Here is a 15,184-nt window from a genome sequence, read left to right as displayed (position 1 = left end):
ACTTTTGATGCTTTTTTAACCTGAAATCCTGACGGGCTCCCGTTTTATACATATTACCCTGCCCTGTCGCCCACTGTGGTTTTGGTTCTGTGCTGTATGTCAGATTCAGCGGGCGCCATAAAAGCCGTTCGCTGTAAATCCTCACGAAAGCGGGTGCCATTCAGCAATTCATACAGTCGGTTTCTCATGCCCATTTTTGCTAACAGGCGATCCTTATTCTGCCAGATTTTCTTCATGTCTGTGTTCAGAATACCCGTCATTTCTGCCAGAGTGTGCCCCCTGTACACTTCCTGCAGAAGCTTTTGCTGGGCCGGCGTGACACCACAGCTTTCCGTTGCCCGGAACATCAGTAATGACATAAAGTTCATCAGCCGTTCCGGAGAGGTGAAAATCAGCGGAACCGCAAAATAACCGGTGACAGGTTTCGGGGCAGACAGAAAGTCAGCCAGTTTTCTGTTAACCGGATAAGGTTGTTCTCCGTGCTGTATCCGGGCCACGGTACCTGCCAGTGCCTGGTGCAGAACCGCCGGAATGTCTCCCCAGCTATAAAGCACCACCCGGTCGCTGAATAACAGTTCGTCGCTGATAACCAGTGCCGGATGGTGAAGGAGAGCGTTTTTCAGGGCATAGAACAAAAAGAGATGTTCACGGGGGCGCAGACACAATATCAGTATGGCTTCCGGCTTCTGGCACAACTGCTGCAACAAAACAGGCAACATGTATGTAGTTTCACAGTCGCACCCCGGCAGAGCTGACCTGACCAGATGTTCCGTGGTCGTCACCACCGGCCAGCAGTCACCATGAACGATAACCTGCCGGGCTGCCAGCTGCCGGTTACATACTGCCATCTTCATCCTCCTTTTTCAGAATTCTTCCCGCCCTGTTGTTGTGAAGCCTGTTCCACAGTTCGTTGGCCAGAGTCGTGTCGGCGTTTCCCACCCGGCGGGGGGATACCGTCTGAGAGACAGGGCTTTCCCGCCTGACCGTTGCGGGAGCGTCCAGCACCCGGAGAACATAAATCTCGTAACGGGATGCTCTGTTAGCCAGTACCGATGTCCGGCATTCACAGACCACCCGGCTTGCCTTATTACGCAGATAGGCCATCAGATAGCTGGCTCGTCTGGCCGTGATGTGAAACGCCTCTGATATCTGGTTACGCTGGACCCAGTCCTGCTGCAACAGGCACCAGTGTGCGACGAGAATATACAGCGGTTCCCCGGCATACTGACGAACGCTTTCTGGAATAAAGCAGGCGTCATGGTTTTTCTGGCCAGGATAATGAATATCGTTACCAGGAGTAAGGTACGGCTTTTTTGCGTGTCTGTTATCAGGGCACATAAAAACCTCGTCATCATGATTAACGAAAAAAGAAAGACCGGAGATATCATTAAATATTATTAATATGTTTATTGTTTTTATGGCGGTATTCAGCCAGTAGTGATTATTATTCTCTCCGCCTGCCGGAAATAATCAGTAATATTCCACCTTCACGGTAACCTGTGCGCTGTATTTTCCGGTTTTTACCGGACCGTTAGCGGAGGACAGGACGGCGCTATAGGTATTGATGACATTCCACGTACTACTTTCACCATTAAATTCACCAAATTGATTGGCGGATGGTGGTGGAGTGCCGCCAGGTGTACTGATTTCACCAAACGTAACAGGTGTGCCATTGCTGTCAGTTATTTGTAGTTGCAGGCCATTTTTTGTTTCTGTGCCTCCCTTATAAAGAATAATGGACTTATTGTCAGAAGAAAGGACGCCGCCATTATTCAGGACAAAAGAGACCTTCAGCGGAAGTTCAAGGTAATATGTTCCTTTCCATATGCCATTCAGATAAACATCATATTTCCTCGTGAGACTGGAGAGGTCGCCTTGACAGTTTGTATTTGCATTTGCCTGGACCTGAAAGGCGCGTACCCGGGAAAAAGAGCTGTCCACATCTGTCGTGATTACCGGACCAAAGTCGACATTATGTTCGGGCAGGCTGGTCTTCACAAAACATGTCGGGACATACTGTATTCTTACTGGCGTAGTGGCGAGGAACAGACCGCGAGTGCTGCCGTATCCTGAAGATGAAATCAACTTGAACGCTGTCAGGGCCGGAACGGCATAGAACCCTGAACTGATTTTTTTATTCACAACCAGTTGTGCCTTAAGTCTCAGCGTCTGCTCACCGGTATCCTGACCACTGTTATAAGAAGGGCCAAAACTCACTTTTTCCTGTGTTACCGGATCCCATGGGGTACTCATACCATCTATCAAAATCTGTAGTTTCAGTCCGGCGTCTGCCAGGGCACTCCTTAATAGTGGAACGGCGTCACTAAGTACGGTTAAAGCGGGTTGCACATTACCGGGTAAATCTGTTTGACATTTATATTGGATCTGATACCAGGCCGGACTGGTATACAGAACCTGACCGGGAGCAGGAAGCTTATCTGGCTCGAAACTGACGGAGGGCGGTAAGTGCAGATTTATACTGATACCGGTTTGACCCTTCCAGTCAGTACATTCCTTCCCGGTTGCCGCGCCGGCAAATCCCGGCAACGCGGCAGAACAGAGCAACGCCAGGCATAAAAACCACCGTCCGGGCCGGAGCAACCGGCATAACGTATTCCTGCCGCCACGTCTCCTGATTTCTCCGTACATCACCTTATTCATTAATACGCTCCTGATAAGTACATCTCCCTGACGCGCAGATGAAGCGGTTCATCCGCAGCCCGCCATAGTCATCCACATTGCCCACCATTATCTGGCCAGTTCCGGCAGGCAGGACGGCATTCACCGGCAGTGATGAAAACGGGGCCACCATCGTGCCTTCCTTAAAGCCCGCCAGTTTTTGTTTCGGACTTTGTCCCAGCCAGACAAGAGTGATGTAATACGGCGTCGGATTTTTCAGCGTTAGCGTTTTTCCGGATATCTGTACTTCCAGCTTTTGTTCCGGCGAGGCGCTCCCCTCCGCCGCCAGCCTGGCCGGGCGCAGGAACAGCTTCAGCTGGCTCTGGGTGGCAAGCTGCAGAATATTTTTGCTTTTGTCCTCCGGCGCAGGCGGAATTTCCCTGACGTTAAAATAAAACAGGCTCTCCCGGTCTGCCGGCAGCGTGGCGGCCCCACTGTTCTGTACCCGCATTATCCTGACCCGGGATTTTTTCCCCGCATCGATGCGCTGCAGCGGCGGCAGCGCTATCAGTACATTCGTCGCTTTTCCCTGGCTGTCCTCCATCCATGACTGCGCCAGATAAGGAGCGTCGGGACTTTCGTTACTCAGCCCGACGGAGACGGCTTTTGCATCGCTGCTCATGATGATACGGGTGCGGTCAACATTGATGGCCGCCTGGCTGGTACAGGGCCCGGCAAGGGCAAGTACCAGGCCGGCAATGAGCACCGCTGTCTGTCTGTTGTTCACCTTTTTTCTCCGTAAAAATAATGTTGTACGTCTGCTGTGTGTTGCACGCCTGTCGCAGGCCGTCACCGGCAGAGAAGCAGCAGGTCCCCCAGGCTGAGACTCGCGTTCTCCGGCAGGGACAGCCGGCACTGCGGCCTGCCGCCCCATGTCACGACCAGAGCATTCCGCTCTGAAGCATCAATGCCCGTCAGGTAGACCAGACCGTTATCACCGGCCATCCCCGCCGTTTTACCGGTTTTCTCCGACACGACCTGCGCGCCGAATGGCGGACTTGTGCCATCAGCCAGCCGGATATGCCCGAATATCTGTTCTCCCCTACTGGTTCGGATATGCCGGTAACCGACAGCCCCTTCCGTCAGTACCTGGCTGACCACAGGGTCAGCCACATCCACGCCGTCCGGCAGCGCGGACACATCCACGGAGACGTCTCCGGGGCGATAGCTGCTGCCCGCGCTCACCACAGCCACTCCGAAGTGGTTGGTCACGCCGTTGTTGCCGTTAACCGGCACTCCGGACACGTCTCCGGTATCAACCATCATCCGCGGCTCATTCCCGGCCATTGACTGGCTGAACGCAGCGCCATGTGCCGTGGCGGTCAGTGAGCCATACCAGTTCAGCCCCAGACTGCGGTACTGACCGGGCTGCAGGGTGGCATCCGCGCTGGCCTGGCCCCACGGCAGGCGGCTCTGGATACTCCCGCTGAAGCTGTTACTGCTGTTGCTGTCATACCGGTTGTGGCCGGCGCTGATGTTCCATGAGGTATCCGGGTTATGGAAATCGCTGTAATTCACGGTCTGCAGCATACTGCCCTGGTTATCCTTCTGCATGCTGTAACTCACCTGGCGACTGTCCCCCCAGGGGACACTGACCTGGAAATAAACCTGGTTTTGTGTCCGGTTGTACGCCGACTGGTTACGGGACAGGGACAGTGACAGGTTAATGCCGTGAACGGGACCGATATCTGTCGACTTACTTACCGACATCGTCCAGTTATTACTGGAGTCGGCATTCCAGTAACTGAGACGGCTCAGGGAAAGCGAGGCATTCATGTTCAGGGCTGACAGATACTGATTCCAGCTTACGGAGTAGCTCTGCTTTTCATCCTGCAGGTACTCCCCGTCATACACGGAACGCGCCAGATACTCCTGCAGGGACATAAAATGCCGGTCAGAGAAACGGTATCCGACGAACGCCAGCGTGCTGCCGGTGCTGTTAAACGTTTTGGTGTAGTTAACCCGGTAGCTGTAACCGGTCTGATGGGGTGTGGATGCTGAAGGCAGTCGCGCATCTGAGCGGGTGACATCCGCCGATACCGCGCCGAAGAGCCCCATGTTCTGCGCCGCACCCAGCGCGACGGACTGGTAATCGCCGGTGGAGGCAATCACACCGCCGTACAGCGAGGTGTTATTAAATGCTCCCCAGGTGGCCTCGCCGAGCAGAAAGTCGGGACTGACCGTGCTGTTGTTATGCGTCCCGCCGTACAGCGGGCGTCCGGCGGCCACCTTGTAGCGAACCTGCCCCTGACGGGCCATAAAGGGCACGCTGGCCGTGTTGACCTGCCAGGTCCGGACACTGCCGTCGCTTTCGCGCACCGTCACGTCAAGATTGCCGCTGATGTTCTGGCTCAGGTCCGGCAGGACAAAGGGACCGGGAGACACCCGGGTCTGGTACAGCATGCGACCGTTCTGGCTGACGGTCACCTGCGCATTACTGTTCGCAATGCCGCTGATTTGCGGAGCGTATCCCTGCAGGGAGGACGGCAGCATGCGCTCATCGCTGGCCAGGGTGAGTCCGGCAAAGCGGAAGGAGTCAAAAATGGCGGAGCTGAGATACGTCTGGCCCAGCGTTAGTTTCGAACGCAGCGACGGTAGCGGACGGAACAGATATGTCTGCGGCAGATAAAAATCAGACTGCACGCTGCCGTTTCCGCTGTCATAGCGGTTGTACTGGTAATCGCTGCGCAGACGCCAGGCGCCGAGGTTAAACCCGGCGGTGCCGTACAGACTGTAACTGGTGGAGGTATCGCCCTGATGCGGCATGTACCGGTTCGCCATCAGGTTATAGTCCAGCAGAGCAGCCGTGACGCCCTCACTCCAGCGGGCCGGAGGCACCCAGTCCGGGTCCTGATATTCCATCCACGCCTGGGGCAGGGTGACAGACAGGGACTGGTTGTCCGGTGAATACTGTACCCTGCTGTCCGCTGTGTTCAGGTTAAGGCACTGGCCGTTATTCCCTTCCACCCGGGCAAGCTGACGGCGGTTCTCCTCTTTCAGTCCGAGCATGTCTGCCAGTGCCGGGGTGATGCAGAAACGTGAGCGTCCGTCGCCGGTCTCCGCCACACTGACGTTGTACTGACTGCGGATGAGTCTGTCATTCAGGTAAATATCAAGCAGGTAATCCCCCGGCGCAACGTAGCCATCCCGGCTGAAGGCGGATAAATCCACGCTGCTGTGGTCACTGTTGTTCAGAAAACCGGCGCTGAATTCCGTCGCCCCTGCCGGCAACGTCAGTATATTCAGAGTAATCAGCAGTGCCAGTCGGGTCAGTTTCATGGTATGCGTCGCTATCCGTGTCACCTGAATAAATTAAAAATCTGCCGCTGCTGATATAAACTGCTCCGTGAAATATCAGCTCATCACTGAAAAAAATAAACAGTTCCGGTGTCCGGGCATGCCGGATAAATGAACAGCGAAACTGTTTATTACTGTCTGAAATAAATACCGGCCTGCGGGCCGTATCAGAAATATCTCAGCTTATAGGTGACTGTGGCGCCGACAGCACCCTGAGAGGCTGCTCCGCCAACAGTTATCATGCGGGCGAAGAAGTTCAGCTTATTGGTTGCCGAAGAGGTATCCAGCGTAATATCACCCGCTGTAGGTGCCTTACTCAGGTCCACTGGCGTACTCGCGTCACCTTTCAGGAGCTGAATAGCCACATTAGCGGCAGGATTATTGGTTGCGCTATTTGCTATTTCTCCTTTAGTCAAATCCCCGCCAGTCGGTGCTGTAATACCTGAGAATGCCACGGCCACTTTTGAATAGTTGGTGGCACCCTGTGTAGTGTTACCGGTCATGTCCTCAAATGAACACTGAGCCAGATTGATGGTGAATGGCACCAGACTGGATTTTTTGTCGGCTTCTGCAAGTGATTTTTTTGTGACCTGCCCCAGGTCCACCTGAATGTTCTGGTTTTCCGGCACAATGCTGCATGGCGCATCAATGACCGAGCCGCTGAAGACTATCGTTCCTCCGCCGGCATCCGTGGTGGGAATATCTGCAGCAAAAGCCGAAGTGCCGCACATCATGCCGGCAGCCGCCATGGCAAGTATGATTTTATTACGCATAACATGTCCTTTTTAATATCTGAATGAGAGGGGGCATAAGCCGGAAGCGGGGTTATTCATCGAAACTTGTTCTGTCGTTCGGTCCCGACAGGATTAACCATCTGCATAATCAACATAAGTACAGCGAAATTTATTGCGGACGGCATGTATCCATACGAGCCAGGAACCGGGGGCCACGGCTTATGACGGGGTATTTATAAGAAAACTCTCACTATGATTACATCAATAAAAACAGATCGGTACGATCGATAATATTGTTCGTAATATAGGATTAATCCCCAAAAAAATCATTTTTAATACAATAATAATCGTTAAAACGATAAGTTACCTTTTTAACTGAAAACATAAATGCAGGAGTTAAGGTGAGGCCGTCAAAGGAAGGTGCTGTTGATGTGTTTATAAAACTGCTTAGTTTTTAATTCTTTAAAAACAAAATACAATTGGTTTTTATTTTTACTTGTTATCTTTATTATGTATTTTATAAATTTTTATGCTATTTCCCGGTTTTTTTGGAACTACATATTTTCTTCAAAAAAAATAGTAGCGAATTAATATTCATTATCATATAAAGAGTCACTTTTTTAGTTAATGTGATGGCTGTCACATTCAGTATTCAGGCGGACGATCAAAGGAAAAAATGAATATGCAATGGAGGAATGATTCCGGGCAGGGGGGAGCAGACCCCCGGACGCTTCCTCAGAACCGGACTTGCGGAACTATCGCATCCGGCACCCGACAGATCGCTTTCCATCCACAGTACTCGGTACACCTGCCAGCGCATAACAGACCTATTACCGGACCGGAAGGCTGGAACTGAATTTACACCACATTGACGGACTCAACCTCATCCGCTGGTACAACACTCAGCATCGACATAGCGGGATCAAGTTCGTCACGCCTGAGCAAAGACATCTGGGGCTGGAAAAACGCTGCTCAAACAGCGAAAGGTTGTCTATGAAGCAGCGCGATGTCAGCATCCTGAGTGCTGGTCAGGGAAAACTCGTAACTGGACACCGATAGAGATAGTGGCACTCAACCCGGAGAATGAACGTCGGGCAGCATAAAAAACGACAACCATCTTGAAAAACGCCGAAACCTGGATCATTCACGTATCGCACAACTGAGCCAGCGCGAATGGGTACTTCGCTGACAGAATCTGCTGATAATCGGTCCCTGTGGTTGCGGTAAAAAACTATGTTGCTTGTACGCTGGGTAACAACGCCTGCCAGCAGGGTTACAGCGTGCAGTACTGGCGACGGAGCAGGTTACTGGGTGAGCTGATGCATAGCCGGGCAGATGGTAGCTACAGAAAACAACTGACCCTGCTGTTGAAAACGCAACTGCTTATCCTGGACGACTGGGGGTTGAGCCTCTCAAGGCGACTCATCGCAACGATCTGCTGGAACTGAAGAAAGATCGCTACGGTAAAAGAGCCACGGTAATGATAAGGCAACTGCCAACAGAAGAGTGGTACGTCTGTGTGGGAGATAACACGCTTGCCGATGCAATCCTGGGCCGTCTGATGCACAACGCCCAGCGGCTGGAGATGAGAAAACGACCGGTACAGGTTGACTGAACTGTGTCCCCCTGTATCAGTATATGTACTCGGACTTCAGTAGCCGAAACCTGAGCTCCTGATACCGCCAGGACAGCAGCGAGCCACAGCGCAGTCAGAAGAATAAATGCAACGACAGGCCTTCATATGTAGCAGAAGGAAAACAGAATGAATGACATAGTGAGTGGCTTATGTTATATCATAACATAAAATGATTGCGATAATTTGTAAACCATAAAATGAGATGATCAGATACAGGGCGAAGTATTTACCTGACGAAGAGTTTTTCCAAAGATGACGTGGAAGTTAGTAACTCGATTATCTCGCTACTGAGCGGTTAGCGGGATACGATCCATACGATAATCTTCCATAACGATCTTGAAATTAGTGAGCATACGGCCATCGTGAAAGCGCTGGAAGCAGATACGTACTTAGCCCATCCCTGCTTCTCGCATTAGAGAGGATTAAATGAGAACACAAACGGGTTTCTGCGCCAGTTTATCCCTGATGGACACACATGAGAACGATGTCAGAATAGGTTCTGGCGCTATCAGGGCGCGCTGAGCAACAGGACACGCAGTGGCTCAGGTTTTGCTTCAGGTCACTTTTGTTTGTGTTTACAAATATAAGAATGGCAGTTTAACGTTGCACTTCGGACTTAAATTCGTACTTGATATAAAAAATTAACAATATAACGGGTATATACCATGCTAAAGGATAATGAATACTGTGTTAAAGAGTTAAACCTGGCTGAGCAGGGCATTAAACGCATTAACTGGGCAAAAGCGCACATGCCAATTATGCAGGGGTTGATTACGCGTCTTGAAAAGGAGAAGCCATTCAAAAATCTCACTGTCAGCATTTGTTTGCATGTTGAAGCTAAAACGGGAGTATGGGTTGAAGCCCTTATTAAAGGTGGTGCCAGAATTGCTATAACAGGTTCTCCGGGTTCAACCCAAGATGAAACTGCTGCTGCACTTGTAAAATATTTTGGTGCGAGTGTTTTTTCGAAGCGTGATGAAAATTTTGAAGAGCATATTAATTATTGCAAAGAAATTTTACGTATGAAACCTGATATTATCGCTGATAATGGAGCCGATCTTCATGAACTAATCCTTAATGATCCTGAATTTAAACATTTACAGACTAAAATTCTTGGGGCGACAGAAGAAACGACGACAGGAGCCAATCGTCTGCGCGAAGATTTTTCTTCATCTCTGTGGCCAACACTTATTATTAACGACACATTATCAAAACGAATCATTGAAAATCGCTTTGGTGTTGGTTCATCAGTTGTTGAAAGTATAGCACATGCCACTAACGTCATGTTGCATGGTAAAAAGGTGGTTGTTATTGGCTATGGTTACTGTGGCTCTGGTGTTGCTCAACGTTTCAGGGGGATGGGCGCTCACGTCACCGTGGTTGATATTAACCCACTGACTCGCCTCGAAGCACATCTTGAAGGATTTTATACTGCGGATCTCAGTGATGCTCTCCCTGATGCAGACTTCGTGGTCAGTGTAGTTGGCCGGGATAACACTCTGACTGGCAGACATTTCGAACTGATGAAAGATAAGACAATTATAGCAAATGCAGGGCATTTTCAGCGGGAAGTGGATGTTCCGGCACTGGCTGCTCTCAGTGAGTCAAAAGAAGAGATTATACCGAAAATATGTAAATATCGCCTAAAATCCGGTAAGCAACTTTTCCTTATGTCAGATGCAAATCTGGTTAACTTATCTGCAGGCAACGGAAATCCTGTAGAAGTCATGGATCTTGGCCTTGCGCTTCAGACGCTGAGTCTGGAGCGCATTGCCCTGAACAGCAAATCATTGCAGAAAATTCCTCAACCAGTACCGTACGACATTGAGATGACTGTTGCCAGACTGGCGTGTGAAAACTGGATTAATCATTAATACTCATTGTTAACAGTAATTAATGCAGAATAGTGGAAATAAATTGAGCACTTTTCACTACATATTGATCCTGCATGGGGAGTGGCAGTAAAGAAATGTGGCTCCCCTCAGGTATACGGTATTATAGTGCCTGGATAGCTATGCATTTCGCATATAGAGACAGGAGGAGCCACAGACAAATTATATAGAGGTTCCTCGCCGGACAATGACATTCGGTTAACTTCTTGCCGGAGTATCAAAAGAGTTCCATCGGGGGCGCATTGATTTTCGTGGATAATGCCTCCCGGTTCGCACCTGTTGAGTCATGCCGGAAAGCCCCTATGAAAAATCACAATAAAATAGTTTTAAATGTTTTTATTCCACGCATCAGCAAAGACAAATACTTTATAACTAAAATAAACGGTTTATGAAATTCAACTTCTGTTTGTTTCTTTACTATCAATATCGTCGCTACCGTTGCCTTTGTGATTAATGTTATTTTCCGATATTCTTATCAGGTTCAGTAATAATACATGCAACTGGATTTTCTGTTTTACGCTTTTCTCGCTCTGTGAATGAAAATTTTCAATATAAAGGATTGATCGAGATAATTTATATAATTATTCTATATCCCAACGATGTGATATAAATCATGAAACCGACATTCAGCGCCTGTTTCTGGAGTAAATTTGAGCATACCGTTCTCTCAGTATATTGATGATTGTCTGGTGAACCGGGGTCGGTTGCATATTCACATGAGATCGATCACTGATTCGCCCCCTATGGCAGGAGCCTGCGAACGGGAAAACCATGCCCCTGGCAGGAATTGTAAGTTTTCAAGTCGCAGGTGTTCATCCAGGCAACCAGATGCTGGATTTTTGGACCAGTCCGAAAATAACTTTTTCCACAGTCATGTTTTTCAGGATAAAACCGGCATGGTGGCGAATGTACACGGGCTTTTCCATGCTTAATAAAATCCGGAAAACCAAAAATAAGTCCTTCACAGGCTGGTGCTGCATGTTGCAGTCTTGAAACAACATGAGCGACAGATGACAGGAGGATTGACATGTTTCCGGAGTACAGAGAACTGATTTCGCGCCTTAAGAGTGAGGACCCCCATTTTTCGGTGCTGTTTCAGCGACACAATGAGCTGGATCACAAAGTATCCAGAGAAGAGGCCCGCCCAGCCCCTGACAGTATCCGGCTGATGAAAATGAAGCGGGAAAAATTACATCTGAAGGATGAGATACACCGTATTCTCCGGTCTTATTCCCCTGGGGAATAAGACCGGAAGAAATAGTGGCATATAGCAGACTGAAAACATGAAGAGGAAACTATGAAGCTTGATGAAAAAATGAAAGCTATGTTGGTGGTACATTTACCCGTTCAGGCCACCACCGGGGAAGATGGTATGCCGGATATCGGGCCAAAGCGGTCACTGCGTGTATACAGTGACACCGCACTGATTTACAACGAGAACACGGGAGGACGGACGTTGAAAAATATCCGGGCAGGTTCAAAAATGGCGGTTGCGGTGATTGACCGTGAGAACCGGGACGGATATCGGTTTATTTGTACACCGGTTATTTATGAAGATGGAGAACCCTATCTGAATGCGCTGGATTTCGCCAGGAATAACGGTATGCAGCAACCGTTATGTGCCGTTGTGCTGCAGATTGATGAGATATACAGCCTGCGTTCGGGGGCAGATGCCGGGAAAAAGCTTCACCCGTAAAGTGACGGAGCCATAACGACATGCGGCCCCGTTACCGGAGCCACATGAGGGATAACATACGTTATCATCTGACATTATTAATGGAGAGTCATACTGGCTCACTGCCGGGAGTCAGTCTTTATCACTATACGGAAATGATAATCATTATCAATTGTTTTTTTATATCTCTGAAACACTCATTCCCCGCAGACGCTTCGCGAACCCATCAGAGAGTGAAACAGGCTGCGCAGTTCCGGTGAGACATTGCCAACATGACTGCGTTTCAGCGGTCTGTTTTTTGGTGCAACGGGCACAGCTTTTTCTGTGTCCCGGGTCAGTACCACGCCGGTCACCCTGATTTGATTGTGAGGAGCCGGCGAGCCTTCATTACGGGCAGCACGAACTTCGCAGGTGACGCGTTGGTTCCGCCTGGATATATAGGAGACCTGGAAAGACGCCCGACGGTCATTGATACCAAAGGCTTCGGAAATTTCTGTGCGGCTGACCCAGTCGTTCTGTTGCAGCGCCCACAGGGCAATCAGAATGTAGAGTGGCTCGTCAGCGTACTGCTGTAACGAAGGAGGAATAACGAACGTTTCATGGTTACTCTGGGCGGTTTTTTTCCTTCTGCGGGCCTGTTCCGGTACGTAATTGTGCGGTGTGTTTTCCATAATGTTTATTCCTGAACAAGTAGAAATAAAACTCACATGCTTTTACTTATAATAATGAGCGATATAAATTCGCCCTTTTATTACGGATGAGAAAAAAATACAAGGGAATGATGATTTGTCATAAGGAATGCCTTTTATAGTTTATTGGGCATCGGTTAATTATTGTAACTGAAAAGTTCCGTAAAAAAAGTAAAATACGGAGTTTTTGATGGGCTTGTTATCACCTTGTTTAGTATTTGTTTATTATTATAAAAATTAAACAATTACATATTTAATATTTAACGTGTAGTTATTTTATTTCATTTTCGTAATCATTTGAACATTGATGCCAGCATGTGTTAAGCATAATTTAACCATTAATTATGTTTATTTGAGAGGAAATACCGATGGCTTTTTCCTGGACAAAAGAGCGGATTAATTACCTGCGGGAGAATGCCGGGAAACTGAATACCCGGGAAATTGCTGACGCTCTGGGTACAAATATTACAGCGGTACGCAACATGGCAGTCAGGATTAAACTGAGTCTTCGGGTACGAGGATACACTGTCGAACAGATGGGAAAGGTTCGCGAGCTGTATGCAACACGGGAAGATATTTCCATACGGGAAATCAGCAGACTGACGGGACTGGCACACGGTGTCGTCAGTTACATTCTGTATGCCTCTGACCGGAAAACCCGGTCGCAATACCACCGGGTGAGATTCATTGAGTTTGAAACGGATAAGGGTGTGAGGCTCTTCGTTCAGGCTGACCTGGTGGATGCTCGCCGTACCCGGACAGAGAAACTGACCGGAGGGCAGGGGCTTCATGATATCTGGCTTCTGGACGGTACGCATTATAAGGGGAAAAACGTTTCATTCGCTGAGCGGATAATGTCCTGGGACGCCAGACGTTACAGGGCATGACAGTATAGCAAATATGCGTACCAGTGACCTGTGATTAACGTGAACCTGCGGCGAAGAATGGTTGTCTTCTCCCCGCCGGGAGTATCAGTGCAACAGGGCGTTATCAGGCAGTCTGAATAAATCAACATCCTGATTTAACTGTTCAGTCAGTTGCTGAAGGGTGCTCACCAGAGAGGTGGACTGTTCTGCCATCTGATGATTCTGCTGGGTTATCCGGTCGACTTCATTCACGGCCATACGAGCCTGCTGGATACCCCTGTTCTGTTCTTCAGAACTGATGGCAATTTCACCGATAACGCGTGAGACGTTACTGATGGAGTCATTCATTGCGCTCATTGATGCTTCAGCATTTTCCGCCAGAGTCACCCCTTCCTGTATCAGGGGGGTGGCAGAGGTAATGAGCGCGGCGATATCTTTTGCGGACTCCGCACAGCGCTGGGCCAGGTTCCTGACTTCGCTGGCCACCACGGCAAATCCACGTCCCTGCTCTCCGGCCCGGGCGGCTTCCACCGAAGCGTTAAGCGCGAGGATGTTGGTCTGGAACGCGATGGAATTAATGATGGCGGTGATATCATTAATTTTAACGGAAGCGGCCTCCGTCTCTGCCATAGTGTTTTTCACCCGGGCGACCATTTTACAGGGATCCTGTGCAGATGCAGAGGCTTCGCGGGCCATTTCGCTGGCGATCACGGCATTGTCGGCGTTGAGTCCCACGGTGGCACTGAGCAGCTCCATGCTTGCGGCGGTTTCCACTACGGCAGCGGCACCCTGTTCGGTACGGGCGACAAGCGCGCCGTTTTCATCAGAGAGCGTACGCATCTGGCTGTGCAGGCCACTGGTGCATGAGCGGATGGAGCTGATAATTTCCGCATTGTTTTTCTGCAGGGTGGACACCAGGGGATAAAGCTGACCGACGCAGTTATTGCCGAACAGGGTGATACGGTTATTCAGATTACCGTCAGCCATGGACAACAGGTGTCATTTCAACTCGGCCAGCGGTACCATCAGACAGTGGACAAGATAAATATTTGTCAGGAACAACACGACCGGGGAAAGGGCGATAATGATGGCTGCGGTAATATGGCGCCATCCGGTCACGCCTTCAGCGGTGAAGAGCATCAGGCTGTCAGCGATGACCAGCAGCAACATGATAACCATGATGTTCATTATGGTGACGCGGATCGGAAATTTTTTAAAGCGCCCATGAGGTGTCTCCTCTGAAAATATAAGACGACAGAAAGTCGCATCGGATTATAATGCTTCTGTAAAATATGAAATTATTTTAATTAATCCTGAAAATGATTTTTTTGTTATTTGTTCTTTTTAAATGGTCGTCAGAAATTAAGTTTTTGTCCTGACAAAAACTGACGGCATAAAAAGGTTTTCTTTCGTCGGCGGCGCAGCACAGTGACTGCGACAGACGAAGAAATAAGCGTCATGTTCATGGCGTATCCGTTTATTTCACGGTGGCTCTTTTTACTGCCCGTGATGGCGGGTGACACATAACACACTGGTAACTGTGTGCGGGCTCTCCTGAAAGAGTTATAAACTTCCCGCCACATTTAGAGCAGGGGGTATAATCCAGCATCCCCGAATCAACAAACCGCCTCAGTATCCACGCCCGGGTGAGGGACAGTGTCTCTGAGTTACCGGCATATCTTAAATATGCACGATAAGCCCGGATAAGTATTTTGA

The 15,184-nt window shown here is 49.4% G+C and carries 14 protein-coding genes and 3 pseudogenes; 7 read left to right on the top strand and 10 right to left on the bottom strand.

Features of this window, described 5'->3' with window-relative positions; all coding sequences use genetic code 11:
* Nucleotides 1–53 precede the first annotated feature (53 nt).
* The 6 genes from BZK42_RS25860 to BZK42_RS25835 form a co-directional block, all read right to left on the bottom strand.
* Nucleotides 54–854 carry a transcriptional regulator gene (locus tag BZK42_RS25860; protein WP_428839387.1) on the bottom strand — a complete coding sequence of 267 codons (801 nt, stop codon included), beginning with the start codon at nt 852–854 and terminating at the stop codon, nt 54–56.
* Nucleotides 835–1,338 (bottom strand): CaiF/GrlA family transcriptional regulator, encoded by a 504-nt coding sequence (locus BZK42_RS25855; RefSeq protein WP_080860918.1) that lies wholly within the window; start codon nt 1,336–1,338, stop codon nt 835–837. Before BZK42_RS25855 ends, BZK42_RS25860 begins: the two co-directional genes overlap by 20 nt.
* Before the next feature lie 132 nt (nt 1,339–1,470).
* A complete protein-coding gene (locus BZK42_RS28790; protein ID WP_158083390.1) occupies nt 1,471–2,217 on the bottom strand; it encodes a fimbrial protein in 747 nt (248 codons plus the stop codon).
* A 436-nt stretch (nt 2,218–2,653) separates the two neighbouring features.
* Entirely contained in the window at nt 2,654–3,406 is a 753-nt protein-coding gene (locus BZK42_RS25845; protein ID WP_080860914.1) for a fimbria/pilus periplasmic chaperone, read from the bottom strand.
* Between the two features lie 62 nt (nt 3,407–3,468).
* A complete protein-coding gene (gene stdB / locus BZK42_RS25840) occupies nt 3,469–5,958 on the bottom strand; it encodes a fimbrial outer membrane usher protein StdB (protein ID WP_080860913.1) in 2,490 nt (829 codons plus the stop codon).
* A 185-nt stretch (nt 5,959–6,143) separates the two neighbouring features.
* A complete protein-coding gene (locus BZK42_RS25835) occupies nt 6,144–6,749 on the bottom strand; it encodes a fimbrial protein (protein WP_080860911.1) in 606 nt (201 codons plus the stop codon).
* 840 nt (nt 6,750–7,589) lie between these two features.
* Between BZK42_RS25835 and BZK42_RS25830 the strand changes: the two are divergent.
* The 6 genes and pseudogenes from BZK42_RS25830 to BZK42_RS25805 form a co-directional block, all read left to right on the top strand.
* Nucleotides 7,590–7,813, top strand: a pseudogene (locus tag BZK42_RS25830) (IS3 family transposase); the annotation flags it as partial.
* 111 nt (nt 7,814–7,924) lie between these two features.
* Nucleotides 7,925–8,325 (top strand): annotated as a pseudogene (locus tag BZK42_RS29805) (ATP-binding protein).
* A gap of 245 nt (nt 8,326–8,570) precedes the next feature.
* A pseudogene (locus BZK42_RS29800) lies at nt 8,571–8,933 on the top strand (transposase family protein); the annotation flags it as partial.
* A 78-nt stretch (nt 8,934–9,011) separates the two neighbouring features.
* Nucleotides 9,012–10,220, top strand: a complete 1,209-nt coding sequence (locus BZK42_RS25820) for an adenosylhomocysteinase (protein ID WP_080860909.1) — start codon at nt 9,012–9,014, stop codon at nt 10,218–10,220.
* 1,045 nt (nt 10,221–11,265) lie between these two features.
* Complete coding sequence (locus BZK42_RS25810; protein WP_080860905.1) at nt 11,266–11,484, top strand: HP1242/YdcH family protein; 219 nt, start codon at nt 11,266–11,268, stop codon at nt 11,482–11,484.
* A gap of 51 nt (nt 11,485–11,535) precedes the next feature.
* Nucleotides 11,536–11,934 carry a pyridoxamine 5'-phosphate oxidase family protein gene (locus BZK42_RS25805; RefSeq protein WP_080860903.1) on the top strand — a complete coding sequence of 133 codons (399 nt, stop codon included), beginning with the start codon at nt 11,536–11,538 and terminating at the stop codon, nt 11,932–11,934.
* A gap of 176 nt (nt 11,935–12,110) precedes the next feature.
* On the opposite strand, the gene BZK42_RS25800 is transcribed toward BZK42_RS25805, so the two are convergent.
* Nucleotides 12,111–12,584, bottom strand: a complete 474-nt coding sequence (locus BZK42_RS25800) for a CaiF/GrlA family transcriptional regulator (RefSeq protein WP_080860901.1) — start codon at nt 12,582–12,584, stop codon at nt 12,111–12,113.
* A gap of 386 nt (nt 12,585–12,970) precedes the next feature.
* On the opposite strand from BZK42_RS25800, the gene BZK42_RS25795 reads away from it, so the two are divergent.
* On the top strand, nt 12,971–13,489 hold the full coding sequence (locus tag BZK42_RS25795) for a hypothetical protein (protein WP_080860900.1): 519 nt from the start codon (nt 12,971–12,973) through the stop codon (nt 13,487–13,489).
* Between the two features lie 84 nt (nt 13,490–13,573).
* On the opposite strand, the gene BZK42_RS25790 is transcribed toward BZK42_RS25795, so the two are convergent.
* The 3 genes from BZK42_RS25790 to BZK42_RS25780 form a co-directional block, all read right to left on the bottom strand.
* Nucleotides 13,574–14,455 (bottom strand): methyl-accepting chemotaxis protein, encoded by an 882-nt coding sequence (locus BZK42_RS25790; RefSeq protein ID WP_080860896.1) that lies wholly within the window; start codon nt 14,453–14,455, stop codon nt 13,574–13,576.
* A gap of 12 nt (nt 14,456–14,467) precedes the next feature.
* On the bottom strand, nt 14,468–14,647 hold the full coding sequence (locus BZK42_RS25785) for a hypothetical protein (RefSeq protein WP_143329745.1): 180 nt from the start codon (nt 14,645–14,647) through the stop codon (nt 14,468–14,470).
* A 298-nt stretch (nt 14,648–14,945) separates the two neighbouring features.
* Nucleotides 14,946–15,173, bottom strand: coding sequence for a FlhC family transcriptional regulator (locus BZK42_RS25780; RefSeq protein WP_282958090.1), 228 nt, complete (start codon nt 15,171–15,173; stop codon nt 14,946–14,948).
* Nucleotides 15,174–15,184: the final 11 nt, after the last annotated feature.

It is taken from the genome of Citrobacter braakii, assembly GCF_002075345.1.
GTDB lineage: Bacteria > Pseudomonadota > Gammaproteobacteria > Enterobacterales > Enterobacteriaceae > Citrobacter > Citrobacter braakii.
The sequence above is the reverse complement of the archived record's forward strand: the minus strand, read 5'-3'. Positions and strand labels throughout refer to the sequence as shown.

Excerpts from the sequence above, each read along its gene's own strand:
- BZK42_RS25855 (WP_080860918.1), bottom strand. The coding sequence starts at position 1,338 with ATGTGCCCTGATAACAGACACGCAAAAAAGCCGTACCTTACTCCTGGT.
- BZK42_RS25820 (WP_080860909.1), top strand. The coding sequence starts at position 9,012 with ATGCTAAAGGATAATGAATACTGTGTTAAAGAGTTAAACCTGGCTGAG.
- BZK42_RS25860 (WP_428839387.1), bottom strand. The coding sequence starts at position 854 with ATGAAGATGGCAGTATGTAACCGGCAGCTGGCAGCCCGGCAGGTTATC.
- BZK42_RS25785 (WP_143329745.1), bottom strand. The coding sequence starts at position 14,647 with ATGGTTATCATGTTGCTGCTGGTCATCGCTGACAGCCTGATGCTCTTC.
- BZK42_RS25790 (WP_080860896.1), bottom strand. The coding sequence starts at position 14,455 with ATGGCTGACGGTAATCTGAATAACCGTATCACCCTGTTCGGCAATAAC.
- stdB (WP_080860913.1), bottom strand. The coding sequence starts at position 5,958 with ATGAAACTGACCCGACTGGCACTGCTGATTACTCTGAATATACTGACG.
- BZK42_RS25810 (WP_080860905.1), top strand. The coding sequence starts at position 11,266 with ATGTTTCCGGAGTACAGAGAACTGATTTCGCGCCTTAAGAGTGAGGAC.
- BZK42_RS25795 (WP_080860900.1), top strand. The coding sequence starts at position 12,971 with ATGGCTTTTTCCTGGACAAAAGAGCGGATTAATTACCTGCGGGAGAAT.
- BZK42_RS25805 (WP_080860903.1), top strand. The coding sequence starts at position 11,536 with ATGAAGCTTGATGAAAAAATGAAAGCTATGTTGGTGGTACATTTACCC.
- BZK42_RS25800 (WP_080860901.1), bottom strand. The coding sequence starts at position 12,584 with ATGGAAAACACACCGCACAATTACGTACCGGAACAGGCCCGCAGAAGG.
- BZK42_RS25835 (WP_080860911.1), bottom strand. The coding sequence starts at position 6,749 with ATGCGTAATAAAATCATACTTGCCATGGCGGCTGCCGGCATGATGTGC.